General features: G+C 61.7%; 18 protein-coding genes and 1 pseudogene. 4 read left to right on the top strand and 15 right to left on the bottom strand.

Annotation, left to right across the window (positions count from 1 at the left end; all coding sequences use genetic code 11):
• Positions 1 to 1647, top strand: coding sequence for a cyclic peptide export ABC transporter (locus LOY67_RS12325; RefSeq protein ID WP_265067429.1), 1647 nt, complete (start codon positions 1 to 3; stop codon positions 1645 to 1647).
• Between the two features lie 147 nt (positions 1648 to 1794).
• Here LOY67_RS12325 and fhuF read toward each other — a convergent pair whose 3' ends face one another.
• Positions 1795 to 2484, bottom strand: a complete 690-nt coding sequence (gene fhuF / locus LOY67_RS12320; protein WP_265067428.1) for a siderophore-iron reductase FhuF — start codon at positions 2482 to 2484, stop codon at positions 1795 to 1797.
• Between the two features lie 194 nt (positions 2485 to 2678).
• On the opposite strand from fhuF, the gene LOY67_RS12315 reads away from it, so the two are divergent.
• The gene (locus LOY67_RS12315; RefSeq protein WP_265067427.1) at positions 2679 to 4394 is read left to right on the top strand and encodes an ABC transporter ATP-binding protein/permease; all 1716 of its coding nucleotides are present in this window, start codon (positions 2679 to 2681) and stop codon (positions 4392 to 4394) included.
• A gap of 161 nt (positions 4395 to 4555) precedes the next feature.
• Positions 4556 to 4729: pseudogene (locus tag LOY67_RS12310) on the top strand (glutathione-dependent formaldehyde dehydrogenase); the annotation flags it as partial.
• Between the two features lie 148 nt (positions 4730 to 4877).
• Here the strand turns inward: LOY67_RS12310 and LOY67_RS12305 are convergent.
• The 10 genes from LOY67_RS12305 to LOY67_RS12260 all read right to left on the bottom strand — a co-directional run bounded on the left by LOY67_RS12305 (position 4878) and on the right by LOY67_RS12260 (position 20231).
• Positions 4878 to 6038 (bottom strand): alginate O-acetyltransferase AlgX-related protein, encoded by a 1161-nt coding sequence (locus LOY67_RS12305; protein WP_265067426.1) that lies wholly within the window; start codon positions 6036 to 6038, stop codon positions 4878 to 4880.
• On the bottom strand, positions 6038 to 7453 hold the full coding sequence (locus tag LOY67_RS12300; RefSeq protein ID WP_265067425.1) for an MBOAT family O-acyltransferase: 1416 nt from the start codon (positions 7451 to 7453) through the stop codon (positions 6038 to 6040). The genes LOY67_RS12305 and LOY67_RS12300 overlap by 1 nt, the downstream gene beginning before the upstream one ends.
• Before the next feature lie 18 nt (positions 7454 to 7471).
• Positions 7472 to 8140: an alginate O-acetyltransferase AlgF gene (locus tag LOY67_RS12295; RefSeq protein ID WP_265067424.1), complete on the bottom strand. Its 669-nt coding sequence runs from the start codon at positions 8138 to 8140 to the stop codon at positions 7472 to 7474.
• Positions 8137 to 8805: an SGNH/GDSL hydrolase family protein gene (locus LOY67_RS12290; RefSeq protein WP_047703416.1), complete on the bottom strand. Its 669-nt coding sequence runs from the start codon at positions 8803 to 8805 to the stop codon at positions 8137 to 8139. Before LOY67_RS12290 ends, LOY67_RS12295 begins: the two co-directional genes overlap by 4 nt.
• A gap of 15 nt (positions 8806 to 8820) precedes the next feature.
• The gene (locus LOY67_RS12285) at positions 8821 to 12726 is read right to left on the bottom strand and encodes a cellulose biosynthesis protein BcsC (RefSeq protein WP_265067423.1); all 3906 of its coding nucleotides are present in this window, start codon (positions 12724 to 12726) and stop codon (positions 8821 to 8823) included.
• Positions 12702 to 13874, bottom strand: a complete 1173-nt coding sequence (gene bcsZ / locus LOY67_RS12280) for a cellulose synthase complex periplasmic endoglucanase BcsZ (protein WP_265067757.1) — start codon at positions 13872 to 13874, stop codon at positions 12702 to 12704. Before bcsZ ends, LOY67_RS12285 begins: the two co-directional genes overlap by 25 nt.
• 76 nt (positions 13875 to 13950) lie before the next feature.
• Positions 13951 to 16173, bottom strand: a complete 2223-nt coding sequence (gene bcsB / locus LOY67_RS12275; protein WP_265067422.1) for a cellulose biosynthesis cyclic di-GMP-binding regulatory protein BcsB — start codon at positions 16171 to 16173, stop codon at positions 13951 to 13953.
• Positions 16170 to 18392 carry a UDP-forming cellulose synthase catalytic subunit gene (gene bcsA, locus LOY67_RS12270; protein WP_265067421.1) on the bottom strand — a complete coding sequence of 741 codons (2223 nt, stop codon included), beginning with the start codon at positions 18390 to 18392 and terminating at the stop codon, positions 16170 to 16172. Before bcsA ends, bcsB begins: the two co-directional genes overlap by 4 nt.
• Positions 18389 to 19444 carry a cellulose biosynthesis protein BcsQ gene (bcsQ, locus tag LOY67_RS12265; protein WP_265067420.1) on the bottom strand — a complete coding sequence of 352 codons (1056 nt, stop codon included), beginning with the start codon at positions 19442 to 19444 and terminating at the stop codon, positions 18389 to 18391. The genes bcsA and bcsQ overlap by 4 nt, the downstream gene beginning before the upstream one ends.
• Positions 19445 to 19805: 361 nt before the next feature.
• Positions 19806 to 20231 (bottom strand): VOC family protein, encoded by a 426-nt coding sequence (locus LOY67_RS12260; RefSeq protein ID WP_265067419.1) that lies wholly within the window; start codon positions 20229 to 20231, stop codon positions 19806 to 19808.
• Positions 20232 to 20335: 104 nt separating this feature from the next.
• Here LOY67_RS12260 and LOY67_RS12255 point away from each other — a divergent pair, with 104 nt between their 5' ends.
• Positions 20336 to 21214 carry a LysR substrate-binding domain-containing protein gene (locus LOY67_RS12255; RefSeq protein WP_265067418.1) on the top strand — a complete coding sequence of 293 codons (879 nt, stop codon included), beginning with the start codon at positions 20336 to 20338 and terminating at the stop codon, positions 21212 to 21214.
• A 53-nt stretch (positions 21215 to 21267) separates the two neighbouring features.
• Here LOY67_RS12255 and LOY67_RS12250 read toward each other — a convergent pair whose 3' ends face one another.
• The 4 genes from LOY67_RS12250 to LOY67_RS12235 form a co-directional block, all read right to left on the bottom strand.
• Positions 21268 to 22764, bottom strand: coding sequence for an aldehyde dehydrogenase (locus LOY67_RS12250; RefSeq protein ID WP_265067417.1), 1497 nt, complete (start codon positions 22762 to 22764; stop codon positions 21268 to 21270).
• A complete protein-coding gene (locus tag LOY67_RS12245) occupies positions 22761 to 23666 on the bottom strand; it encodes a dihydrodipicolinate synthase family protein (protein WP_265067416.1) in 906 nt (301 codons plus the stop codon). The genes LOY67_RS12250 and LOY67_RS12245 overlap by 4 nt, the downstream gene beginning before the upstream one ends.
• Before the next feature lie 82 nt (positions 23667 to 23748).
• Entirely contained in the window at positions 23749 to 25080 is a 1332-nt protein-coding gene (locus LOY67_RS12240) for an MFS transporter (protein WP_265067415.1), read from the bottom strand.
• A gap of 171 nt (positions 25081 to 25251) precedes the next feature.
• A complete protein-coding gene (locus LOY67_RS12235) occupies positions 25252 to 26571 on the bottom strand; it encodes an NAD(P)/FAD-dependent oxidoreductase (protein ID WP_265067414.1) in 1320 nt (439 codons plus the stop codon).
• Between the last annotated feature and the right edge of the window lie 25 nt (positions 26572 to 26596).

Below are 26596 nucleotides of genomic sequence, written 5' to 3'. Positions count from 1 at the left end.
ATGGATCTGTTGTTACTCATGGCCAAACGTTCATGGCGCGCACTGCTGGTGGCGACCCTGACGGGCCTGGTCTGCGGCCTCGCGGCGGCCGGGCTGATCGCCAACATCAACCACAGCCTGGCGGTGTTCGACCAGTTGCGTCCGGTGGACGGCCTGTACTTCGCTGGCCTGGTGGTGCTGGTCGTGGTGTCGCGGGTGATTTCCGATGTCAGCCTGCTGCGCCTGGGCCAGGCGGCGGTCCAGGACATGCGCCTGCACCTGAGCGCCAAGCTGATCGACACGCCTTACGCGCAGTTGCAGCGCCTGGGCAAGCACCGCCTGCTGGCGATGCTGACCGACGATACGCAGACCATCAGCCAGGCCGTGGAGCTGGTGCCGATCCTGTTGGTCAACGCCGGGATCATCGCCGCGTGCCTGGCCTACCTGGGCTGGCTGAGCCTGCCGCTGCTGGGCCTGACGCTGTTGCTGATCGTTCTGGGCAGCCTCAGTTTCAACTGGCCGCAACGCCGGGCACTGACCTCGATTTCCCGCGCACGGGAGCTCAAGGACCAGTTGTTCGACCAATACCGCCTGCTCACCGACGGCAGCAAGGAACTGCAACTCAACCATCCGCGCCGGCAGCACTTCTTCACGCGCCTGCTGATACCGGTGAGCCAGCAATATCGCCGGGACTTTGTGCGGGGCATGAGCATCTATGCCCTGGTACTGAACTGGGGCAATGCGGTGTTCTACCTGCTGATCGGCGTGGTGCTGTTCGCCGCGCCGCAGTTCATCGACCTGAGCGTCAGCCTGATCACCGGCTTTATCCTGGCGATCCTCTACCTGATCACGCCGCTGTCGGAACTGATGCACGCCCTGCCGACCCTGGGCCGGGCCAGCGTCGCGCTGAACAAGATCCGCGCCCTGGAAGGCGAGATGCAGACCGCCGACGAGGCCGACGACAGCCTTTCTCCGACCCAGGTTCGCAGCCTGGTGTGCCGACAGGTCAGCCATACCTACTACCGCGAACGCGAGGACGGGCATTTCACCCTGGGGCCTATCGACCTGACCCTGAATGCTGGTGAAGTGGTGTTCATCACCGGCGGCAACGGCAGCGGCAAGACCACCCTGGCCATGTTGCTGACGGGCCTCTACCGACCGGAAGGCGGCGACATCATGCTCGACGAGCAAGTCTCCTCAAGCAATGACAACCACCATTACCGCCAGCACTTCTCGGCGATCTTCACCGACTTCTGCCTGTTCGAGAACCTGTTCGATGGCGACGATCCGCACCTGGTGAAACAGGCCCAGGACTACCTGATCCACCTGCAACTGGATCACAAGGTGCACATCGAGGACGGCAAGCTGACGACCCTGGCGTTGTCCACCGGACAACGCAAGCGCCTGGCGCTGCTCAGTGCCTATCTGGATGATCGTCCGTGCTATCTGTTCGACGAGTGGGCGGCCGACCAGGATCCGGTGTTCAAGCACTTCTTCTACACCCGGATCCTGCCGGACCTGCGCGAGCGCGGCAAACTGCTGATCGTCATTTCCCACGATGATGGGTATTTTGGCCTGGCTGATCGGTTGATTCGTATCGAGCATGGTCAGGTCAGTGAGATTGCGCCCCAGACCGTTGTGAAGACCCCGGCCATGCTGTCCGTTTAAGGCAGACGATGCGGGGTGGGCTGTGTAGGAGCTGTCGAGCGAAGCGAGGCTGCGATCTTTTGATCTTTCGCTTGAGATTCAAGTGTCTGGGGAAAGATCGCAGCCTCGCTTCGCTCGACAGCTCCTACAGGCTGTGAACGATGAGACTCAACCATCTTCGTAGATGTAATGCAGGTAACTCACCTGCTCCGCCAGGGGCAGGCGATGCAGTTTGGGGCAGGATTCGCAGAGCACCGGCGGCTGGCCTTCGACGGGCTCGTGCAGTTGGTAATGCAGGCAGCAATGCCGGCGCAAGGGCAAGCACGGGCAGATCTGCGGCGCGGGGGATTCGACCATGCGTTGCAGGCCCCGCAGCTTCAGGCGCCCGTCATTCACCGTGACCGGCTCCAGCCACTGGTGCGCCTCGGCGAATCCGTCCCGGGACAGGTCGGGGTCCATTCGCGCGAACGCACCATCCCAGATGGCAACCATGTTGCCCCACAGTATCTTCGGTGCCAGGCCCCCGGCGGCGGCCAGGGTCGCGAACAGCGGTGCCAGGTGCTCGTGGATCAGCCGCGACCAGTAGGCTGCACGCTCATCCGCGCCCAGGGCCGGTAGCCGGGTCGCCAGGCCCAGTGCCGAGGGCTGGCCGTCATCGTGCAGCAGCAGCGCCTCTTCGCCCCAGAAATCGATGGCGCTCTGACGGGTCAGCACACAGGCAAGGGTCGCCGGCAGGACGATGCTCATGTAGTTCATCGACCACTGCGACGCCACCGCGGCGCGGTTCACCCCCGGATAACGCAGGGCGAAGCGGGCCAGCAAGGGTTGCAGCACCTCAGGATCGGCAAGCCGGCTCAACGCGATGGAAGGCTGATCACCAGTCCCCTGCCGGATAACCCGCTGTATCGGCGGCCAGGCCTGGTTGAGCCATTCTGGAAATTCGATGACGGGTCTCCCTTTCCCTAATGAATGCAAACGATTAGCATTGGCTGATCCTATCCTTCCTCATCTGCAAACTCAACGTCGTCAGCGACCGGGCTCACCAAGATCACATGCACACACTCCGCACTTTCTGGCGTCTCGCCCGGCCGTTCTGGACATCCGAGGAAAAATACCCGGCCCTGTTGCTGCTGTCGGGCACCGTGCTGATGACCCTGTGCCTGGTGGGCGTCAACATCCTCAACAACTTCTGGAACCTGCATTTCTACAACGCGTTGCAGGCCCTGGACTATCACGGTTTCCTGGTCGGCAGCCTGCAATTCATCCTGCTACAGGTCGGCATGGCCGGGTTTACCGTGGGCGCGTTCCACTTCCAGCAGAAGCTGACCATCCGCTGGCGCCGTTGGGCCACCCGCAACATGCTCGACCAATGGCTGGGCAGCCAGCGCTACCAGAAGCTGAAACTGAGCGAAACCGAGGTCGATAACCCCGACCAGCGGATCGCCGAAGACATCGACCTGTTCATCGTCAAGTCGCTGAAATTGAGCCTGGGGCTGTTGACGTCGGTGGTGTCGCTGTTCTCCTTCCTGAATATTCTCTGGCAGGCGTCGAACCTGGTCAGCGTGCCGTTCAACGATCAGTCGGTGGTCATTCCGGGGCTGCTGGTGTGGATCGCGCTGGTGTACGCGCTGCTGGGCACCGGCCTGGCCTTCTGGCTGGGGCGCGCATTGCCAAGCCTCAACTTCATGCAGCAGCGGCGTGAAGCGGACTTTCGTTTCGCCCTCATCCGCCTGCGGGAAAACGCCGATTCGGTGGCCCAATACCGCGGCGAAGCGGTGGAGAACGAACGCTTCAACCAGCGCCTGGAAGCGGCGCTGGAAAACTTCTGGGCGCTGGTCAAGAAGCAGAAGCTGATCATGGGCTACTCAACCTTCTACCTGCGCAGCGCCACGGTCATTCCCATGTTCATCATGGCGCCGCAGTTCTTCGCCGGAGCGTTCCCCCTGGGTCGCCTGACGCAGATCAGCGCGGCCTTCGGCGAAGTCCACGCGGCCATCGCCTACCTGGTCAGCGTGTTTCCGGAACTGTCGGAATGGAAGTCGGTGATCGACCGTCTGAACGGCTTCCAGGAGCGCCTGGATCACCTCGAGGTCAAGTCCCAGGTCCGGCTCGAACAGCAGGCCAATGGCCTCGAGATCAAGGACCTGGACGTCTGGCTGCCCAGCGGCCGGCAATTGTTCAAAGGCTTCAACCTGTCACTCAAGCCCGGCGACAGCCTGATGATCAGCGCGCCGTCCGGCTACGGCAAATCGACCCTGCTGCGCACCATCAGCGGGCTTTGGCCCCATGCCAGCGGCACCAGCAGCTATGACCGTGAACAAGCACTGACCCTGTCGCAAAAACCCTACCTGCCCCTGGGCAGCCTGCGCGAGGCGCTCTGGTACCCCAACCCGCCACGGCGCGAAGAAGATGCCGCCCTGCTCCAGGTGATGGAGCAAGTCGGCCTGCAGCACCTGAGCGATCAACTGGACCAGGAACGAGACTGGGCCCAGACCCTCAGCGTCGGCGAGCAGCAACGCTGTGCCTTCGTCCGCGCCCTGCTGGCCCGCCCGGCGGTGCTGTTCCTCGACGAAAGCAGCTCGGCACTGGATGCGGCCAACGAGCTGCGCTGCTATCAGTTGCTCAAGCAGACGCTGCCGGAGACGATCCTGATCAGCGTCGGGCACAACGCCTCGCTGGAGCAGATTCACTGGCAGGTGCTTGAACTCAAGGATGAGGCGCAGTGGGTGCATCGCAAGGTTCAGCAGGCGGCCATGCCAATCAGTTAACCGGGCTACCGTCATCGCGAGCAGGCTCGCTCCCACATGGGATCTGTGCTGACCACAGATCTTGCAGCCACCCGAAAACCCTGTGGGAGCGAGCCTGCTCGCGATGACGCCGGCACACACAACACCAACCCAAACTGACCCACCGCTTGCGCGATGACCGCCAGTCCCAGGGCATGCGCGGTGTCGACGGCGTGGTCGATGCGGTGGGTTTCGAAGCCAAAGGCAGCACCACCGAGACGGTGCTTGCCACGCTCAAGCTTGAAGGCAGCAGCGGCAAAGCCCTGCGCCAGTGCATCGCGGCCGTCCGCCGTGGTGGGGTCGTGAGCGTGCAGGGGGACTCAGCCATTGCGTTGCCGGAGGGGGATGGCCCGGCGTTGGTGCTGGGGACTTGAGCTTGGCAGCTAACTCCCTCTAAATGGGGCTTAGACGGACAATTGGTCAGTTAAAAACCAATATATTGGAATTAAAGACCTACAACCCGACTCACTCCTTCCCACTCAACATCCCGATCACCTCATACGGCGTCTGCAAATCACGCTCGGGAATCTCCCAGATCAGCAGTTTCGGCGGGGTCTCCCGAAAAGCCGGGTTGCTGAAGTACTGGTTGGCACCGCCGGAGAACTCGCCACCGTCCTTGGCGAAACTGCCGACCGGGGCCCCCAGTGCCAACTCGAGGAAACCCACGAAACTGGAGTTGCGCGAGAACGAGGTGCCGATCAGCGCGACGTTGGGCAGGCCGGCATCGCCAAACAGATCGTCGAGGTTGTCACCGCCGTCCTGGGCAGCTTGCGGCTGCTCGCTGACTTGGGTGGCCGCGACGGTTTCCGGCGTGGGTTGCCAGCTCAGCGGCAGCCAGTCGATGCCGGCCAGGTGCACGAGATCACCTGCACGCAGGGCCGCCGGGTTGGTGTGGGTTGCAAAGGTCTTTTGTGGCGTGGCGCGAATACCCATTGCCTGGACCTGTTGCGCAATCGCCCGTGCCGCCGCATTGGCGCCGGTCTCGTTCCAGTGTGTGTCGGTACGCAGGTAAGCCGACGCGCCCAATGGTTGCAACGTCGGCGCCAGGTTCAGCGCCGATACCCCGGCCTGGTTCAGTGTCGTGGTCCACGCCTCAGCCCGCCGGGCCAGTTCGGCCGGGCGATCCAGGCCACACAACTGATCGGCGGCGATGCGGCTCTTGTCCGGCACCACCGCCACCAGCAGTTGAATGCCGCGTTGGCTCAGTCGCCGTTGGACGTCGATCACGGCTTTCGCCTTGGTCTCGGCGTTGGCCCGGGCGTGGTGGTTGATGCGCATTTCGTCGGTCAGAAACAGCCAGCCCTGGCAACCCGGACGCACCCGCGGCCCGGTGTCATGGAACAGCAGCCAACTGGCGCCGCGCTCCAGGTTGGCGGCCTGTTCCGGGAACCAGGCGTTGGACAGCTGCTTGGCGATGCCGTGGGTGACGTTGCCGTGCACCACCGCATCGCGGGTCAGGTTGGGCGGCAGCATTTGCACCTTGCCGCTGAACAGCAGCCAGCCACAGGAGATCAAGCCGACACCGAGCAAGCCGATCAGTGTGTAGCCGGAGACTTTGCTGGTTCGGGTGACCAGGTCGCTGGGGGGTGGCGGTGCGCTGGGCGCAGACTTCTTTGGCGTCGTCATCAGAACTGAAAGTACAGGAAAGGCACAGCTTCACGGCTGGCGATCAGAGCGAACGACAGCAGGAAACCGGCCACGGGCCAAAGGGCGACAGCCAATGCGAACCACGCATTGCCCGCCAGTCGTGTTTCACAGCGTTCCTGCCAGATCGGCAGGATCACGCACAGCACACCCAGCAGCGCCGCCAAGCCATGCACCGGCCGCAACGTCACCGCCAGCGCGTCACCGAGGGCAAACCCGTGCAGGCCGAACTGCCCGGCGTACAAGGTCATGGCCGAGTGGAAATCCGGGGCGCGGAACAGTGTCCAAGCCAGGCAAACGAACAACAGCGTCAACACATGGGACAGCACACGCGGCACGCCAGGCAGGTTCGAGCGCGACCAGGCCCGGTCGACACACAACGCCACGCCATGGGCCGAACCCCACAACAGGTAGTTCCAGCTATCACCGCCATGCCACAGCCCGGCAATGGCCATGGTCAGGAACAGGTTGCGATAGGTTTTCCAGACGCCGTGACGGTTACCGCCCAGGCCGATGTACAGGTAATCGCGCAACCAGCTGGACAGTGACAAGTGCCAGCGCCGCCAGAAGTCCTGGATGCTGCTGGCGAGGTACGGCCGGTTGAAGTTTTCCGGGAAGTGAAAACCCAGCATCAACCCCAGGCCGATGGCCATGGCGCTGTACCCGGCAAAGTCGAAGAACAGTTGCAGCGAGTACGCCAGGCAGCCGATCCAGGCGTCCACAAAGGAAGGGTTTTCCAGATGGAAAGCCACGTCCACCAAGGGCGACAGGGTGTCGGCCACCAGCACCTTCATGCACATGCCGACCATGAAGCGGCGGGCACCGAGGGTGAAGTTCTGCCAGTTGAACCAGCGCTGCACCAGCTCGCGGCGGACCCAGTCATAACGAATGATCGGGCCGGCAATCGAGTGGCCGAACATGGAAATGTAGGTGGCGTAGTTGAGGAAACTGCGCTCCACCGGCACCGTATGGCGGTGCACATCCACCAGGTAGGAAATCGCCTGCAACACGATGAACGACAGCCCGGCCGGCAACGCGACCTTCTGCCATTCCAGCGGCATCGCGCCATAGCTGGTGATCAGCTCGTTCCAGGTGCCGGCGACGATGTTCGCGTACTTGTACCAGCACAGCACGGCGGTGTTGAACACGATCAGCGCGATCAGCAGGCGCATGCGCCCGCGGGCGTCCTCGCGGGAACGGTCGACCAGCAGGCCGCCGACCCAGGCGACGATGGTCAGCACGATGTGCAACGACAGGAACAGCGGGCTCAGCCAGCCGTAGAACAACCAACTGCCCGCCAGCAGCACCCCGTTGCGCCAGCCGTGGGGGACCAGGGCGTAGATCAACAGGAAGGCCGGCAGGAACAGCGTCAGGAACTCGAGCGAGGCGAAAACCATGGCGACAGCGCAATCCGATCAGTGGGACAACGTGTCCGTGGCAGCCAGGAGTCGAGGTCCGGTAGCGGTCGGCAGCAGCAACACGCTGTAGCGCTCGCCCGCCTTCAGTTCACCCAGGTCCAGTGCAGGGCCGACATTCGCATTGGCGCAGACCAGTTGCACCGACAGCTTCACCGGGTTGATCGAACGACGTTGCAGATTGCCTTCGGTTACGCCCTTGAACAGATCGGCGGTGCGACCTGCCGGGCGCAGGCTGGCATCGACGCAACTGCTGTCCAGGTTGAAGAAACCCAGCGAGGCTTTGAGGCCGTTGAAGTCGTCCGGGATGTCATGCACGGTCACTTGCTTGAGCCCCTTGCCGTCCGGAAGCGCGACCACGGTCGCGAATTCGCCGGGCTCGGCTTTTACTTCCAGCGCCAGGCGCTGCTGGCCGCTGACCAGGGTGCCCTTGATGGCGCTGCTGGCCGTGACCGGGAAAAACAGCGAAGCCGGTTGCGCCGCGTCCAGCTTCAGCGGCGGTTGGCCTTCCTGGGCAATGACCTGCATCGGCTCGGCGCTGCCGTTGACGAAGCGAATGAACGCCGCATCTTCGGCAGGACCGGTCGGGTACAACGGGATGTCCGCCGCCACCACGCTCAAGCTCGACAACAGCAGCGCAGCCGCACTCAGGACCTTGGCGTTGGTCATTTTTTCGCCCCTTTGCTGCTCAGCGCTTCAGGCGGCAGCTTGCCCAATGCAGCGCCGATTGCGGTGCCCCAGGCCTTGTAACCGGCCACGGTGAAATGCTGGCCGTCGGTGGTGACCCATTGGCCCGGCTTGGAGAACGTCAGCGAATCGATATAGGTGCAGGGTGCGACGTTGCTGGCCAGAAATTGCGACATCAATTGGGTACGCGCATCGTTCTTCTGGTACATGCCGCCGGCCTTGCCCCACGCCGGGCCGACCCAGGCGCACTTGGTGCCGGTAGCCGCGATGGCCTTGGTCAGGCTGGTCACGCTCTGCCAGGCCCAGGCCTTGGGAAATGCCGGTTTGTCGTAGGACGCCATGGTATCGCCGATGACCAGTACCACCAGGTCGGGCTTGTCCTTGGCGATCAGCTCGGCGATAGGCGTGGTGGTCGCATCACGGCCTTTGATCTCGATCTTGGCGGTGCCTTTTTGCTCGGCGCCACAATCGACTTTCTTGCTGATCAGCCAGTCGCCGGCGCTGGCGCCACAGGCGCCGATGGAGTGAACGATCGCTCCCTGGCGGGTCAGATCGGCGTTGAGCGGTTCCATCAAGTGGTCCGCAAGGCTCATATGGCTTTCGCCAAGCACCAGAAGGGTCAGGCCGGCAAGGGCAGAGGCTGGCATAGGTATCTCCGGGAATCAGTTCGAATAAGGTGAGCGGTAAGGGCTGACCGGAAGCGCCATCGGGCTGCCTGTCATGTCCTCGAACATGTAGCGCGCATACAGGCCACCGTTGAATTGCTGATAGTCACTGGCGTTATCCAGGCCGATCGTTGCGCCCAGGAAGAAGCGCGAACCGAACTTGTACTCGCCGGCGGCGGCCAGGCTGTAGCCCACGCCGGTTTTGCTCTGGCCGGAGTAGCGCGAATCGTTGGCCGCCTGGCGGTCGCTGTCGTTCGGGAAGAAATCGGCGCCGTCCTGCTGGAAGTGCTGGACGCCCACCGAACCCTTGACCTGATAGGTAAAGCGCTCGGTGCGCTGCTGCCAGGTCACCGGCACGCCCAGGGCGAAATAGCTCTGGGGGCTGAAGTAGCCGCCATGCCCATAGGTGAAGAAGTCCTGGTTGTTTTCGTAGCCCAGCGCGGTGGCGCTCAGGCCAACGGTGAGCGAGTGGTCCTGCATGTTGTCCAGGTACCAGTAGACGCCACCGCCCAGCTCGCCACGGGTGTTGGACTCGACATTGTGGCCCACCAGTTCGTGCACGGAACCGTAGCCGTATGCACCGACCTGCGAGTTGTCGTAGCTCATTTCGCCACGCACACCGTTGGCGGTCACCCCGCCCCACGATCCACCGCCAGCACGCTTGTCGGTGGTGCCGGCAAACGACGTCAGGCTGTCGGTGACCGCGCGACGCGACGCAGCGACGCGGTAACGGAAATTGCCGTTACTGCTCATTGGCCGATCAATACTCACGCCCCCCACCGCCGTCGCGTATTTGAAGCCAAGCGGCGTGCTACCGATGTCGGCCTTGATGCCTTCATCGGGACGCTCGTACGCCACCCCGATGCCGACGCCCTCGGCACGTTGTGAACCGATACCGGAGGTTGCGCTGGAGCCAGTGCCGAAGCGAGTGGCGGCCTCGCCCTTGACACTGCCGGCAGTCAGCGCAACGGGGGTGATGCGCACGGCGACGCGGTTGTCGCCAGCCGGCACGTTCACTTCGATTGGATTTTCAATGTCGGTCAGTTTGCTCAGGCCCGATTCGCTGTTGTTGCTGCGAACGCTCAAACCTTCGGTAACGTAACCGCTGCGCTCCTGAAGAATATCGTTGAGGGCGCGCTGGGCCGAGCTTGTCGAATCGACGACGGTCAGTACCGTCCGGGGCTGTGGCTGAGCATTGAAGGGATTGCTCTGCGCGACCGTGGTACCCCTGCCGCTTCGCGGCTGGACGGGATAAGCGTCAGCAGGCACACCCTCGGCACTGGCAACCATGACGCCGTCGTTGAGAATGGCCTCTGCCGGCGGCGGAATGGCCGACGCCGATCCACGCAGAACCTGCCGGCGCTGCCCCGCCGCGCCAGCGAATGGGTTCGCCGCCACGCTCATCGCGCCAGGCTGGGCAGCCAGGCTGCGTTGCTTCTCGGTCTGCTCGATGGCGACCGCTTTACGCAGCACTTCAGTCGCCTTGCCGCTGTTGCCCATCGCCCGATAGATGCGCGCGACTTCGGTCAATGATTGCGGATCATAGTTCTGCAACGCCATGAACTGCTCCAAGGCATTTTCCGCGTAGCCGTTGTCATGGGCGAGCACGGCGGCATCGGCCGCGTTCAACAGCACCAACGGGTCGTTCGGGTTGCGCTTGAGCAGGGGTTTGTACAGGTCGAATGCCTTGGCGTTTTCACCATTGGCGGTGTACATCCTGGCCAGGGCCGAGGTCGCGGCGACATCGCCCGGACGCTGGGCCAACGCCGGCGCCAAGGTGTCGTAGGCCGCGGCCAGGTCACCGCCTTCACGCAGCCGGTCGGCCTGACGGATACGGTACAGGTACAGCACATCGTCATAACGCTTGCGGGTCGCGACGCTCAGCGGCTGGTTCTGCAAACTGTTCAGGATGGAATTGACCTGGGCATCGTCACCGGTCTTGAGCAGCAAGGAGGCGTATTGCAGCATCAGGTCCGCCGACGGCGCACTGCTTTGGGTCAGCAACGAACGCATCATCGACAGCGCCTGCTCGACATCCCCGGCGTCGACATAAGCCGAAGCCAACGTCGCCGTGCGCTCGGGACTGCGAGCGGCCATCGGTTGCAGGCGATCCAGCAAAGCCAGGGCTTCCTGACGCTGCCCGCGCTTGGCCATGGCCGCCGCCAGATTGATCTGCGTGGTCAAGGTGATCCGATCCGCCAGTTCGTTCATGTCGGCGCTGCGACGGTCGACGGGAATCCGGTTGATGCTGGCCTGGGCGTCTTTCCACTGCTCCATTTCCACCGACAGCAAGGCACTGGTGTACAGCGCATCAACGTTGTCCGGGTGGCTTTTGAGGAAGGCGTCGATCAGGTCACGGGCCTTTTTCGATTCGCCGGTCTTCAGGTACAGCCGCGCCAGGCTGAAGCGGGTCCAGACGTTGTCCGGGTCGCTGTTCACGGCATCGACCAGCGCATTCTGGGCACTGCGGATATCGCCACGTTGCTCGGCCACGCTGGCCATCTGGGTGGAGCGCAAGGCACGCAGTTGGCCGGTGTTGCCGAGCTTGGCCTGTTCAGCGGCAGGCAGGCTGTCCAGCAGGCTCAAGGCTTCATCGGCCTGTCCGGTTTGCGACAGCACATTGACCAGGCCGCGTATGGCTTGCGGGTTGCCAGGCTGGCTCGCCAGTACCTGGCGGTAGTTGGCGGCTGCGCTGTCGAATTGGCCGGCCTGGGCCTGGATGTCGGCCAGGGTCAGGCGAGCGTCCAGGCCATTGGGATTCATGCGCATGGCCTGGGCGACGGCATCGGTCGCCTTGGCGGTCTGCCCTTTGGCCTGCAGGTCACGGCCTTGTTGCAACAGCGCCCAATAGCGAACGCCGTTCAGTGCCGGTTTCCAGCGGCTGCCACCGGTGCTGATCGCCCGGGTCAGCAATTGCTCGGCTTCCGGGAAACGGCCCTGCTGCTGACGGACCACACCCAGGCCGCCCAAGGCATCGCTATCATCCGGACGGGCCTTGAGGCGCGCCTGGAAGGCCTTTTCCGCGCCGGCCTGATCGCCCTTCTCCAAGGCGCGCAAGCCGCTCGCCACCAACGGATCCTGTTGCCAGGTGGAACCACCGGCGGCGGCTGCCTTCTGGTGCCCCTTGTTCATCTGGTCACGGATTTCCTGATCGTCCGGGTGAACCTTCAGGAACTCCTCGAACAACGGCACCTGGGCAGCCGTCGGCGGGCCGATCCAGACCAACGCCAAACGCCAGCTTTCATCGGCATCACCGGCGATTTCCACGCGTTTGGTCAGCCTGGCGAGCACGCGAGCGCCCTCGGCCCGGCTGTCTTCGTGACGAATCAGTTGCTTGCCATAGAACAGCGCCAGGATCGCATCACCGGGGGTTTCACGTAGCAGGCGCTCCATGCCCTGGCGAGCTTCGGGCCAGCCGGCGGCATTGAAGGCCAGGTTGTTGTAATACTCACGCCCCACCGTGCCTTCCGGGGTCAGGCCGTTGAACATCTTGCGAAACACTTCGGTCGCCTTGTCGCGCTCACCGGCGTCGACCAGTCGACGGGCCTCATCCAGCCGTGCCTTGTTGTCCGGCCTGGCCAGTGCAATGTCCTGCTCCAGTTGGCGAGCCATCCAGGGTTGCGGCGACAACGCCTGCAGGCGCGTCAGGTATTCCTGGGCCTGTTGCGGTTTGTTCTGCTTGACGCCGATCAAACCCATGCCATAGAGGGCATCGACCTGATTCGGATCGAGGCGCAGGACCTTTTGCCAGATCTCGGCAGAACGCGAAGCATTCGATCGCGCTTGCCAATACTGGCCCTGTTCAACCAGTTGAGCCTGGATGTCCGTGCCTTCGGCATGCGCGCCGGCGGCAATCAGCGCGATGAAAACTGCAACAGCTAGCGTAGAGCGGCGCGAGCGCATGACGTCTCCCAGGACAAATTGAGCGTTCCGTCATCGCGGAACTGGTAACGCTTCTCTGCCCAACCCAACCCGAACAGGCTTAGCATGACGTTGTAATAAAGAGGATCGGCACCTTGGTCGCTGCCTTTAGCGAACGCCGCAGCAATACCGTCCTGGGCGCGACGTTGTTGTTGCTCGGCCAACCATGGGTGGCCCTTGGCGATGAAGTACGGCACCAGCGCCGCCGAATAGCCGAACGGCCCCGTGCCATCGACCACAGCGGAAGCCACCTGGGCTTTTTCTGGCGGGACACCGCTGGAAGCCGTGCTCTGCGCCATACCATCCAGTGCTTCCAAAAGCTTTGGATAGGCAGGATCGGTCTTGGGCGTCATCCCCGCCCACAGGTAGACGCGGATCGCGTCGTAGCTGCCCAATCCACCTTTGATCGGATCGACCACGACCAGGCCGGACTGCGCGGACGTGCCCCGATAGCCAACCCAATCGGCGACAAAGCCCTTGGGGCTGGCACTGCGGATCAGCTTGACGGTGTTGTCGGCAATCTCTTTCCACGGCCCCTTCGGTTGCTCCTTGGCCAGGCGCTGGAGCAAAGGCCGGGGCAGATAACTCGGGTTCAAGCGCCACAGATGGTCTGGCTGGACAAAACCTTCAGGGCCCGGCAGCAGCATTTTCCCGAGGCCCGGCAAGGTAACGACCAGTTTTGACTCGATGGTCTTGAGCAATTGCAGTGCTTCGACACGGTACTCGGGACGCTGCCACAGACGCGCCGCTTCGAGCAGCGAATAGACAATCCACAGGTCGGCATCGGACGCCGAGTTGGCATCCTGAAGCTGCCACCGCCCGTCCTTGCCCTGCCCCCACAGCCAGCCCGGCAGGCGGGTCGAGGGGTCCGAGCCGAGCATGTTGGCGCGGGTCCAGGTCCACAAATGCTCGAAGCGCGCTTGGTCGTTACCGATCAGCGCGAAGAGCATGCCGTAGGACTGCCCTTCCGAGGTGCTGTGGTTGGCCTCCATGCTGGAGGACAACATCCGGCCATCGTCCTGGACATAGCGCGTGGCCCAGGACTCCCACAGAGGCCAAGCATTGGCGGCACACGTCGACTCCGACGCGAACGAAGGCATGGACGCCAACGAAGCGACAGTCGCCAACATTGCCCAGGCAGTTCCCAGCAGCCAACCGCAGGGTGCAGTGCGACGCACGTTCATCGATAAAATCTCATCGTCGCGCTCAGACACTCAGCCGTTTCCTGGCTTTGGAACGCAGCCCCAGATAGGCCAGGCCGCTCAGCAACAGCACGCCCAGTGCAGTCATCAACAACGTCCAGCCCACATGACGCGACATCAGCCACTGCACGTACTTGATCGGCGACAGGCTGCCGACGAAATACTGCTCGTCAGCCACCAGCGGCTCGATGGCCTTGCCACGGATGACCACCAGGCTGCCCTGAATGGCACCGGCGTCCTGGTCCGTGCGGCTCAATGCTTCAGTGGCCTGGGCCAGACCGACAGCGTCGCCGCCGGCAACGACCACGACACTGCGCCCAGTCTTGAGCGGCGATTCGAAGCCGGTCAGGTAAGTGCTTGGCTGGCCGCCGGAGAACGCCATGGCCAGGCGGCTCTTGCGCAGGTTCGCTTCAGGATCGGAGCTGAGCCAGTCCTGAATCCGCAACGTCAGGTCAGACACTTCGAAACGTTGCTGCTGACCGGTACCGGCCGCCGGCAAACGATCCGCCCACTGGGTCAGCAAAGGCTGGTTGTCGCCGGACGCCATCACCAGCAGGTCCTTGTCGGCAACGGTCGGGGCCTGTGCCGCCTGGATGACCGTCACGCCGGTGGCGGGATAACCGGTGGAGTCACCGAAGCGACCCAGTACGGTCAGGTAAGCGCTCACGTCACCCGTGCCGGCGTGATCCGGCAGCACCACGGCGGTCTGCGACAGGTCAGCCATACGGGTGAACGGGAAGCCGGCGTCCTTGAACACACCCAGGTTGGGCATGGCCATGAAATGGTCGTAATCGGTCAGGTCCAGCGTCGACTCAGGGTCGATGCTGCCGCGCATGTTGTCGATGATGATGTCGCGGCATTCGCCTTCCTTGATGTAGTCATACATGTAGCGCAGTTGCAGGCGCGACTTCAGTGCCACGGCATTGAGCGGCAGCAACACGCGCATGTCGCGCACCAGGGTCTCGTCCTTGATCGCGCTCAACAGACTCTTGTCCAGACGCTCCACCGAAGGCAGGGTCTCGGACTTGATCAAGCCATCGTTGAAGCTGACGATGAACGACGAATTGACCGATTTTGGCTGCGGCGTATAGCGATACTTCAGGTTCAGCGGTGCGCCATCCTGGTGCCAGTTGAACAGATCCGGCGGGAAGTTCAGCGGTACGGTGATGTCGCCCGGGTTGTACCCGGACACATTCAGTTGTTTGCTCGCGATCAGCTCACCCAGCTTGACCGGACGGTCGGTGGGCAGCCAGTTCGGTGCATCGTATGGCTTGCGCGGCGTGAGGACATCGAGCTTATTGATGACCACCGAACTGCCCGACAGCGCCTGGCCGCCGACCGACAACGCGATGGCGGCCCGTTTGAGCTCTTCGCTGTTGCGGCCCGCCACCACCAGCAACTTGCCGTTGGCGTCGTTCGGATTGCTCAGGATGCTCAGGGTCGGCCCCTTCGGCGCCGGAATCGACAGCCCACCCACCTGAGCAGCCGCGTCGCCGCTGAGCAAAATCACACCGTTGCCCTGGGCGGGCAGCGTATTGAGCTGGGCGCGGAAGGTCGCCCCGCGATAGCTCGCCAGGGCCCCGAACCAGGACGACAGCGCACCCGCGGCCTCTAGGGTGCCGTTGTCCGGCGCGGCGCTGAAGATGAACGGCAGATCCAGCGGGCGGGCATCGCGTCGATCAAAGAATGGCACGGGCATCAGCGAGAGATCGTTCGGCAACGCCAGCGGCGAGGTCTGGATCTGCAGCAAAGAGTCATTGCTGACCTTGGCCCACAGGCTTGAATGCTGGGGATCCTCACAGGTCATGGTGTAGTGGCCGATGAACTGCACGCTCAGGCGATTGAACTCGGTGATCAACTGCGGCGGGATCTCCACCGTCTGCTTCTGCAGCGTGCCGGCGTTTTCCTTGGGCAGCGGCACACTCGCCGCCACTTCATCGTTGACCATGATGTTGATCTGGGACAGATCGGGCAGCAGCGCCGGCGAGTAACTGTATTGCAGCGTCAGATGAGCGCCGGTCACCACCTGATCGGCACGCACGTCAAAGTTGACGCTGTCGGTCGCTTCAACCCCGTGCAGGTTCATCGGATAGGCGCGCCCCAACTGCTTGAGGGTCAGGTTGTAGCCATTGCCTGCGTCCGCCGGCGCGGTATCGGCGAATACCGCACCACCACTCAAAGCCAGCAACGTTGAAGCCAAAATGCCTGAAAAATGCTTAGCGCTCATTGCTTGTCCATAAGGTTTTCGAGTGGTTGGGAAGACGGTCGACGGGCAGAGAGAAATTTTTGCAGCTCAGCGAGCGTTGCCTTGAGCAGTTCGTAGATACCGCCCATGCCGATGAACGCGACGTCGCGCAATGCAGCCAAGGGGGTGTCCACTTGTCGGCTGCCCCAGTTCGACGCCCAGGTGTCCGCGCGGGAGAAGGTCAGGCGCACCAGCTCGCTTTGCTGGCGCAGGCTCAAACGGTCGAACTGGGCGCCCAGCAGACCACCGCGACTGAACATCACCGTCCCGGGGAACACGCTGGCCTGGTGGTTGCGGAACAAGGTCATGCGCAGGCGCTCGCCCTGGGCGATTTCCACACCTTCCGGCAGGCGGAAACCAAGCCCCTTCTGCGAGAAGTCCTGGGTGATGCCGTCAAACGTGCGCCCATCCGCCAGCTCAATGCGTACCGGCAGTTCGGCGGCAACCCGCGGCTCGCTGCGGACCTGGCGCGTTTCACTGGCCACCGCCACCGATGCACTGGTAATGACGACGTTGTAGAGCGTCCAGGCCATGTTGATGAGGATCGTGGTCATCGCGCCCTCCTCGCCCTGGAACAACTGCCAGAGGCCGAAGGCAATACCCGCGACGTTGAGGGTCAACAGCACGATGTAGGGACGCGCCAGTTTCCACTCGAAAAACTTCTGGTCGATGATCCCGCCCTTGTCGGTCACGTTGAAACCGCCGAACTTGGGGTTCACCAGGGCCATGAGCACCGGGCCCATGATGTACCAGGCCAGTACCGTCTCGTAGACCTCGTTCCAGAACGAGTGCCGGAAACGCCCCTGGATCCGCGAGTTGGTCAGGCTGGCGTGCAGGATGTGCGGCAGCACGTAGGCGGTGATCATCAACGCCGAGGCATGGAAAATCTGCGCCCCGAAGAACAGATAGGCCAGTGGCGCCGTCAGGAAGGCCAGGCGCGGCAGACCGTAGAAGAAGTGCAACATGGCGTTGAGGTAGCACAGCCGCTGCCCCAGTTTCAGGCCGCGGCCCACCAACGGGTTGTCGGTACGGAAAATCTGCGCCATGCCCCGCGCCCAGCGAATACGCTGGCTGATGTGGCGCGACAGGCTTTCGGTAGCCAGGCCTGCTGCCTGGGGAATGGCCAGGTAGGCGGTGTTGTAGCCGGCGCGGTTCATCTTCAGGGCGGTGTGAGCGTCCTCGGTCACGGTTTCCACCGCGACGCCGCCCACTTCCATCAGCGCGGTACGGCGCATCACGGCGCAGGAACCGCAGAAGAACGTGGCATTCCACAAGTCGTTGCCGTCCTGGACCAGGCCATAGAACAGCTCGCCTTCGTTCGGCACGGAGCGGAACGTATTGAGGTTCTTCTCGAACGGGTCCGGCGAGAAAAAGAAGTGCGGCGTCTGCAACATCGCCAGGTTTGCATCCTTGGCGAACCAGCCGATGCAGATTTGCAGGAAAGAACGGGTCGGCACGTGGTCGGCATCGAAGATCGCGACGAACTCACCCTCAGTGACTTTCAGCGCTTCATTGAGGTTACCGGCCTTGGCGTGACGATTGTTGTCACGGGCCAGATAGTTCACGCCGATGCTGTCGCAAAAGATTCGGAAATCTTCACGACGTCCATCGTCCAGCACATGCACGCGCAGCTTGTCTTTCGGCCAGTCGATCGCCTGGGCGGCGAAGATCGTCACCTTCACGATATCCAGCGCTTCGTTGTACGTCGGAATGAACACGTCCACCACCGGCCATTCGGACGGCGGCGTGCTCAACAGCACCGGTTGGCGCCGCAGCGGCCAGGCGGTTTGCAGGTAACCGAAGATCAGCACGACCAACGCGTACAGCTCAGCCGCCAGCAGGCCATAACCGAACAGGATGTCGAGCCAATCGTCGAAGCCCAGGGTCGAGGTGATCCGCCAGTACATGTAGCGCAGCGAAGCCGTCAGCGACAGGCCGATCAGCAGCACCACCGGGAACCGGCCGGATTGCTTGCGCAGAATCAGCGCGACGACAAAACAGCCGGCGGCGAAATAGCATTGTGAATAGAGATCGAACGGCACCGTGATAATGAACAGCGCCAAAAGCGCCGAGAGCAGCAGGATACTGATCTGTACGGCGCGACGAACACCTTGGGAAAGGCCTTCAAACCCGTCTGCAACGGTTTGCGCCCAGTGCTGCAGGCGGCCGGGAGCTTCATCTTGCTGGTGGGGCTGGCTCATGATGCGCGACTACCTGCCAATGCAGAGGTCCGGACAGGCGACTTCAGCGCATCGGCAATGGCCAGGACTTCCTGGCGCGCCGATGAGTGTTCGTCTTCCAGTAATGGGTTGACGCCAAAGGCGAGGCCTTCGCTGATCGCGTGATCGAGCGGCAGGACACCGATTAGCTGTTTGCCGAAGCGGCGCTTGAACACTTCCAGCATGTCCTGGCAGAACGTGCGCGAGGCATCGAACTGGTTGACCACATAGTGACAGTCACGTTGCCAAGCCTGATTGGCAGGCCCTTCGAGCAAACGATCGATCGGGTCCAGGGTCATGAACGAAGCCGCGTCCGGCGTGATGACGACAATCACCTGATCGGCGACATCGAGCACCTGCTCCAGATACAGGGTGCGGCCAGGGGGCGTATCGAGAATCACCACATCGTCGGCCGTCAGGTCCATGCGCGCCAACTGCCGTGCCAGCCAATGGGCGTCATCCTCGAGGAAACGCTCGAGTGCGCGGCGCTCCTGCCCGCAGACCAGGCCGAACGGCAGCACCCGCGTTGCGCCGAGACCATTGAGCAGCAAGCCGTTCCAGCACTCGCCGGTCAGGCTTGCGCTGGCCATACCGGCGACATCCGGGCTGACACCCAGGTGATACTGCAAAGCGTTTTGCGGATCCAGATCAATGGCCAGCCGGCGTCCCTTGGCACCCAGCGCGCCGGCCAGCGCCGCGCAGAGCGTACTTTTGCCTACGCCGCCTTTTGGCGAAACCACCGCAATGACCCGGGCCGGGGTGACCGCCGCCGGGCCGTTCGGGATCGATCGGCGTAGCGCCTCGGCATTCTGTGCTCGTGCCTCGGCCTGGCGCTCAAGCGCGACTTCAGCCAGCAGTGAGCGCAGGGAACCCGCATTGGCGGGGGCTGATACAGGTACGGATAGCGCATCGCCGGTCGGCGCGGTTTCAGGCAAGTCATCCAGCACCGGCTCGATGCGTCGCTCCAGCGGATGAACGGTCTTCGCCATCGTCGCAGGCAGCGGGTCCGGGATATCGACCGACTCAGCAAGCACAGCCGCTGTCGATTTATCCGTTTCCGGGGGAATGACAGATACCGAAGAAAATAGCGGAGCTTCGGGCAATTCCTTGTAATCAAAGGAATTTTCCATCTCGATATAACTGCCCGCGCTTTCTCCGAACCTGCTCATCAGGTTGGCAATATCATTTGTCCGATTCATAAGCCCTTCACTGCGCGGGTAGGAAGCATTCGGGCTCGTATAACGGCAAGCGACTGCATTCGCGTGGCCAAATGATATCGTCAATATTTTGTTAACAACAAGCGATTTTATTGGATCCAATATAAAACAGACGGACGGACGCCAAACTATTGGCGCCTGCTGTTTCACAGGCTTATCAACACCCGGCAAAGGCTGATTATTTGGCGAAGAGTTGGCTCATATCCTTGAACGCCTTGAACTCCAGAGCGTTACCGCACGGGTCAAACAGGAACATGGTGGCCTGCTCGCCCACCTGCCCTTTGAAACGAATGTACGGTTCGATCACAAATTCAATGCCAAAGGATTTCAAGCGCTCAGCCAGCGCCTCCCACTCGTCCCAGTCCAGGACGATGCCGAAATGCGGGACGGGCACGTCGTGTCCGTCGACCGGGTTGCTGTGAACGTCCGCTTGCGAAGCTGTTTTTGGATGCTCGTGAATGACCAGTTGGTGACCATAGAAATTGAAGTCGACCCACTGGTTGCTGGAACGCCCCTCTTCCAGGCCAAAGACTTCACCATAAAAGGTGCGTGCTGCGGCCAGGTCGTAGACGGGAATTGCGAGGTGGAAAGGCGAAAGGCTCATCGGCACTCCAATACTGATATGTGTAGGTGAACGTGGAGCGTAAGCCGGAAAATCATCAAGAAAAATCAATATATATTTTTCAGAAGCACAACTAATATTTGTGAATGATCAAAGAACTCAAGACCCTTATCGCCGTCGCCCGGGAAGGTACGTTCGCTGCTGCCGGGAACAGGGTCGGCCTCACCCAGGCCGCGGTCAGTGCCCAGATGCAGCGTCTGGAGGCAGAGCTCGGCTTCGAGATTTTCGACAGAAAAGGCCGCTCGGCCCACCTCAACCGGATGGGTCACCAGACACTCCAGCAAGCGCAAGAGCTGCTGCGCCTTTACGACAACCTGGGCTCCGCCAGTGTGGGACTTGCGGCCAGCACCCTGGTCAATATCGGCGCTATCGCTTCGGTCCAGCGCTCCTATCTGCCCGACGCCCTCGCCCGCTTCCACCAACAATGCCCGCAGTGCCGGACACGGGTAATCCCCGGCTTGTCGATGGAACTGGTCAACCTGGTGGATGCCGGCGAAATCGACATGGCAGTCATCATCCGCCCGCCCTTCTCTCTCCAGAGCGATCTGCGCTGGACAACCTTGGCCCTTGAGCCCTATCGCCTGATCGTTCCCCGCGATGTTCCGGGAGAAGACTGGTCAACACTGCTTTCCAGCCAACCCTTCATCCGGTACGACCGATCGTCCTTCGGTGGCAGGCAGGTCGATCGTTTCCTGCGGCAGATGCATTTCACCCCGCGTGAAGTCTGTGAGCTGGATGAACTGGAGGCCATCATCAAGCTGGTGGAAAATGGCGTGGGTGTAGCGCTCGTGCCGCAGACCGTGTCCCATCGGGAGTGGCCAGAAGGGATACGCGCGCTTGACCTGGGGCAACATACGTTCCATCGCGATATCGGACTGGTGCACAGGCCTGGGCAGACCTTCACCGAGCCGGTTCGGATACTGGCCCGGCTTATCAGTGATCAGGTAAAGGGCGGTTCCGAATAAGGGGCAGGCATAAAAAAACCACTCGCTCGAGTGGTTTTTTTATCAGCTATTGATCAGCCCTCGGACACATCGATCCAGATCGTCTTGATCTCGGTGTACTGGTCGTGAGCCCAGATGGACTTGTCACGCCCACCAAAGCCCGACTCCTTGTAACCGCCAAACGGTGTAGACGCGTCGCCTTCGCCGAAGCAGTTGACGGTGACGATGCCGGCGCGGATTTCCCGCGACAGTTTGATGGCATTGCGCAGATTGTCGGTGTAGACCGAAGCCGCCAGGCCGTAGACCGAATCGTTGGCCAGGGCGATCGCTTCTTCCAGCGTATTGAACGTGGTGACCGCCAGCACCGGGCCGAAGATTTCTTCCTGGAACAGCACGCTGTCGGCACCGACGCCATCCACCACCGTAGGCTGTACGTAGATGTCGGCCTCGGTGTTCCCGCCGAACACCACGCGCAGGTTTTCGCTTCCGGCTTTTACCAGGTACGAACGGACCTTCTCGAAATGCGCCTTGCTGACCATCGAACCCAGGCGGTTCTCCGGGTCCAGCGGGCTGCCCATCTTCCATTCCTGCAACTGCACCCCGATGCGCTTGAGCAATTCGTCCTTGATGTCGGCATGCACGATCAGGCGCGAGGAGGCCGAGCAGTTTTCCCCCATGTTCCAGAACGAACCATTGACGACGTGCCCGGCCACCAGGTCGAGATCGCCGACGTCGTTCATGACCACGGCCGGGTTCTTGCCACCGCACTCCAGGACGATCCGCTTGAGGTTGGAATCGGCGGCATACTTGAGGAAGAGACGGCCGGTATCGGTCGATCCGGTGAAGCTGACCATGGTCACGTCCATATGACGACCCAGTGGCTCGCCAACCTCACGACCACCGCCCGACAGCACGTTGAACACGCCGTCCGGAATGCCCGCCTGGGAAGCCAGCTCGGCGACCCGCAGCGCGGTCAGGGTGGTTTCCTTGGCCGGCTTGACCACGATTGAACAGCCTGCCGCCAGGGACGGGCCGATTTTCCAGGCCAGCATCAGCAGTGGGAAGTTCCACGGCAGGACCAGGCCGACCACGCCAATCGCCTCGCGCACCACCAGGGTCAACGCCCCCGCACCGGTAGGCGCGGTATTGTCGTAGATCTTGTCGATCAGCTCGGCGTGCCAGCGGATCATGTGGATGGCTTCGGGAATGTCGGTCAGCTGGCATTCGCGAATCGGTTTGCCGCTGTCCAGGCTTTCCATCACCGACAGCTCGACGGCGTTCTGTTCCAGCAGGTCGGCAAAACGCAGCAGCACCTTCTTGCGTGCGCCGGGGCTCAGCTTGTGCCAGCGGCCATCGTTGAAGGCTTCGTTGGCCTTGGCCACGGCGTAATCGACATCCTCGCTATTACACGCGGTGATTTCGGCGAGGACTTCGTCGGTGGCAGGGTTGGTGGTGGTGAAGGTCTTGCCCGACACCGACGTGTAGAACTTGCCGTCCACGAACGACTGCGTCGGCAGCGTCAGTTTTGCGGCAATAGCGCAATATTCGGCGGCGCTCAGTAAATCGCTCATTTGCTGCTCCCGATGATGTCGGCCACTTCACTTTTCAGGGTGGTGATGATGGTCTTGAGGTCGTGTTTTTCATTTTCGTAAAGGGGTTGCAGCGGCGAACGGACGCTGCCGGTACGCAGGCCGTTCAGTTCGCAACCGGCCTTGATCGACTGGACGAACTTGCCGCCCTCGAGGAAATCCATCAGCGGCATCATGGCGCTCATGATCTTGCGACCCTTGTCGAAGTCTTTCTCGATCACGCAGGCTTCATACAGGGCCACATGTTCACGCGGGATGAAGTTGGAACCGGCGCAGACCCAGCTACGCGCGCCCCAGGCAAAGAACTCCAGGGCCTGGTCGTCCCAACCGCAGGACAAGGCAATGTTGGGGAAATTGCGCGACAGGTTATGCACCTGCGCCATATCGCCCGAGCTTTCCTTGATCGCCATGACGTTCCTGGACTTCGACACCAGCTCGAAGTACTCGGTCCCCATGCTCACGCTCATGCGACCCGGGTAGTTGTAGAGCATGATCGGCAAGTCGGCAGCGCGATCGACCGTCAGCGCGTGCGCGGCGTTTTCCTGTTGGGTGGGCAGCGCGTACGGCGGCGAACCGACCAGGATGGCGTCCGCCTTGATGGCGCGAGCGCCCTTGGCATATTCCACGGAGTCTTCGGTGCGGATCGCACCGGTACCGATGATCAGTGCGGTACGGTTGCCGATGACATCCTTGGCCTTGGCCGCCAACTCGATTCGCTCTTGGGGTGTATGGGCGTAATACTCGCCGGTGGAGCCGCCAATGATGATGCCGTGGACCTTCGACTCGATCAGGTACTCGAGCACGTCAGCGAACGCAGCCTGGTCAATTTCACCAGCAGTGGTCAACGGAGTGATTGCCGGGGTGTAGATGCCTTCGAATTTCATGATTGCCTCTTCATCAATGAGGGGAGTGCTCCCCGACTCAACGTCCACCACCAGCGGTCGGAGGACATCCAGGTTGGATAAATCAGTGACTCAAAGCCGCGGCGTCGCGCAGGCTCAATGAACGGGTTTCAGGTGCGAGTGCCCAGGCAGTCGCCAGACCGATGAAGGTCACCGCCGCGGCGATGTACATGGTCGCGCCGATACCCAGGGTGTGCAGCGACACAGGTACCAGGTACGTGCCGACGGCCGCGCCGACACGGGACAGCGAGGTGCCGATGCCCATGGCGAAGGTGCGGATTTCCGTGGGAAAGATTTCGTTTGGATACACCAGTTGAAGCACCTGCGCGCCGCCAATGAACAATGCGTAGGCACCAAAAAGCGCCAGCACCACCAGTTCATTGCCGGAAGAGAACCGGGCCAACAGCAGCAAGGCCACGCCCGACCAGAGGAAGCTATGGATCAGCATGCTCCGCCGGCCCATCGTGTTGATCAGGCGCGTGGCAGCGATGCAGCCGATCACAAAGAGGAAGGTAATCGCGATCGAGCCGTAAGCAGCCCATTGCCCTTTCAGATTCAGAGCCTGCAGCACCGTCGGAGCGAATGCGTAAACGGCGAATACCGGGATGATCGAGCAGGTCCAGAACACCGAGACAAAGAACATGCGCTTGCCATAACCGGAGTGCAGCAGATCACTGAACGACATTTTCTTCTGGTCGTTTTCCTCCGGCAGATCGCGCAGCGAGTAGCCCGCGCCGTATACACGCTTGATCACCGCTTCCGCCTCGACGGCCCTGCCCTTGCTCAACAACCAGCGTGCCGATTCGGGCGTGCCCATCCTCAGGATAAACAGCGCGAGGCCAATGATTGCGGCGCTGGCCAATACATAGCGCCAGGCCTCATCACCGCCGACATTGAGGATGGCATTGCCAACCATGTAGGCAAACGCCGCACCGGCAAACCAGAGGATGGTCAGTGCCGCGAGACGCGGGCCGCGCTGCCTCTTTGGCAGGAACTCCACCAGCAACGAGGTGGCAACCGGGTATTCGATACCCACCGCCATGCCAATGGCGAAGCGCAGCGCGAACAGTACGGGGGCCGATTCGACCCATAACTGCGCCAGCGAACAGAGGATGAACAGCGACGGGCCGACGAAATAGACCTTCTTGCGGCCCAGCCGATCGGTCAACCAACCACCGATGAAGCCGCCAAAGAACACCCCGATCAACGCCGAGGCGGCAACCATGCCTTGCCAGAATTCACTCAGACTCAACGCGTCAGTAATCTGCAACATGGCGATGCCGATGATACTGAGTACATACCCGTCAACAAACGAGCCACCACCAGAGCGAACCGTCAATAACCGGTGAAAGTTGTTAAGCGGTATATCTTCAATCGATGTATTAGGACTTGTCATTATTATCTCCTGCGCTCGCCTCGGTACTTCAGCAGACAGTAGCCACCTGAAATCCGGGCGAAACAAAGCCGTCTCGATCAAAAAAGCTCAACCTGGCTGGGCATGCCAACAGGGCTCACATTCTTCAACCGATCGTTTGAATCAAGCTTTTCCATTTACCAATGTTGCGAACTAACTTTCCTTGCCGGCGCGAGTTTGTCCCCACAACAGATTCATGTTGACGCCCGCCGATAGAAACGGCTCAGGCGGATTCCGGCTCGGGCCCGGGGAGTTGAGCAGGAAATCAATGAGTGGATTTGTCTTGCCTGCCAGCCAGTCGGCCAGCAACGTTCCGGTTACCGTGCCGCGGGTGATACCCAGGCCATTGCAGCAGAGCGCGCCATAGACATTGTCGGAAAGCGGCCCGAAATGCGCCTCGTGATTACGTGACATGGCCAGGGAACCGCCCCAGGTGTATTGAAAGTCGACCTCGGGGAGCATCGGGAATCGCCGGGCGAAGGATTCCTTGTGGCGCTTGATGAACCGCTGCAGGTATTTAGGGTTCGCGCGCCCATCGGTATTGAAACTGAAACTGTTGCGCACCAGCAGACGATTGTCGACGGTGCGACGCAAGGTCGTGCCGAAAGGATCGGCGGGAATGACACCCCAGTAGGGTTTGCCACCCAGGCGTGCCTGCTCGGCGCTGCTCAATGGCCGGGTCAGGCTGGCATAGGTGAAAATCGGCAGCATCCGCCCCTTGAGAAAACCGAAGCTCATGGCGAAGGCGTTGTTGGTCAGCACCAGCTTGTCGGCGATGATGCGCCCCAGTTTGTGGCTGAGAACGGTTTTGTCGCCGTATTCAACCTCAGTGATCGGGGTATTTTCATACAACGTCACATTGGAAGGCAGGCTATCGGCCAGGCCTTTTACCAGCGCAGCCGGTTGAATCAGCGCCGTGCCGGGCGTGAACAGTGCCTTGCGATAGAAGCGAGTACCGATATGACCCGGCAAGTCCTGCTGGTCGATCATCTGGTATTCCTGGCCCAGTTTGTCCAGGCCACTGCGATAGGCATCGAGCACCGCGATACCCCGATCTTCAATCGCGGCCTGATACTTGCCACACTCACGCAACTGGCAATCGATCCCATGTTGCTCGACCAGTCCCTTGAGGATGTTCTGGCCGGTGAGGTTCAACTCAAGGCTGATCCTGGCCGTGGCGATATCACCGATGTAGTCGGCGGCACCGATATCGTGCGGCAGATCGATGGCGAATCCGGCATTACGTCCCGAAGAGCCGAAACCCACTTCCTGCGCCTCGACCAGGACAATCTCATCGTCCGGAAAATTCAGCGCCAGCTGACGTGCCGCGGCCAACCCGGTAAAGCCTGCGCCCAATACCACCCAGCGGGCGGTGCGAGTGCCGGAGTGCGATGGCCGAGCCACGCGAGGCTTGCTGAGATGAAACCAGCCGCAACTTGAGTCGTCTGCCGGCGTGTTGGTGACTGTTAGCATTTATACGACCTGGACTCTTGTAGTT

This window comes from Pseudomonas sp. B21-056 (genome assembly GCF_026016325.1).
In the GTDB taxonomy this organism is placed as follows: Bacteria; Pseudomonadota; Gammaproteobacteria; order Pseudomonadales; family Pseudomonadaceae; genus Aquipseudomonas.
This window is presented reverse-complemented; position numbering and strand designations above follow the sequence as displayed.

Coding starts and splice junctions, on each gene's coding strand:
- LOY67_RS12325 (WP_265067429.1), top strand. CDS start 1: ATGGATCTGTTGTTACTCATGGCCAAACGTTCATGGCGCGCACTGCTG.
- LOY67_RS12315 (WP_265067427.1), top strand. CDS start 2,679: ATGCACACACTCCGCACTTTCTGGCGTCTCGCCCGGCCGTTCTGGACA.
- LOY67_RS12305 (WP_265067426.1), bottom strand. CDS start 6,038: ATGACGACGCCAAAGAAGTCTGCGCCCAGCGCACCGCCACCCCCCAGC.
- LOY67_RS12300 (WP_265067425.1), bottom strand. CDS start 7,453: ATGGTTTTCGCCTCGCTCGAGTTCCTGACGCTGTTCCTGCCGGCCTTC.
- LOY67_RS12295 (WP_265067424.1), bottom strand. CDS start 8,140: ATGACCAACGCCAAGGTCCTGAGTGCGGCTGCGCTGCTGTTGTCGAGC.
- LOY67_RS12290 (WP_047703416.1), bottom strand. CDS start 8,805: ATGCCAGCCTCTGCCCTTGCCGGCCTGACCCTTCTGGTGCTTGGCGAA.
- LOY67_RS12285 (WP_265067423.1), bottom strand. CDS start 12,726: ATGCGCTCGCGCCGCTCTACGCTAGCTGTTGCAGTTTTCATCGCGCTG.
- bcsZ (WP_265067757.1), bottom strand. CDS start 13,874: ATGTTGGCGACTGTCGCTTCGTTGGCGTCCATGCCTTCGTTCGCGTCG.
- bcsB (WP_265067422.1), bottom strand. CDS start 16,173: ATGAGCGCTAAGCATTTTTCAGGCATTTTGGCTTCAACGTTGCTGGCT.
- bcsA (WP_265067421.1), bottom strand. CDS start 18,392: ATGAGCCAGCCCCACCAGCAAGATGAAGCTCCCGGCCGCCTGCAGCAC.
- LOY67_RS12260 (WP_265067419.1), bottom strand. CDS start 20,231: ATGAGCCTTTCGCCTTTCCACCTCGCAATTCCCGTCTACGACCTGGCC.
- LOY67_RS12255 (WP_265067418.1), top strand. CDS start 20,336: ATGATCAAAGAACTCAAGACCCTTATCGCCGTCGCCCGGGAAGGTACG.
- LOY67_RS12250 (WP_265067417.1), bottom strand. CDS start 22,764: ATGAGCGATTTACTGAGCGCCGCCGAATATTGCGCTATTGCCGCAAAA.
- LOY67_RS12245 (WP_265067416.1), bottom strand. CDS start 23,666: ATGAAATTCGAAGGCATCTACACCCCGGCAATCACTCCGTTGACCACT.
- LOY67_RS12240 (WP_265067415.1), bottom strand. CDS start 25,080: ATGACAAGTCCTAATACATCGATTGAAGATATACCGCTTAACAACTTT.
- LOY67_RS12235 (WP_265067414.1), bottom strand. CDS start 26,571: ATGCTAACAGTCACCAACACGCCGGCAGACGACTCAAGTTGCGGCTGG.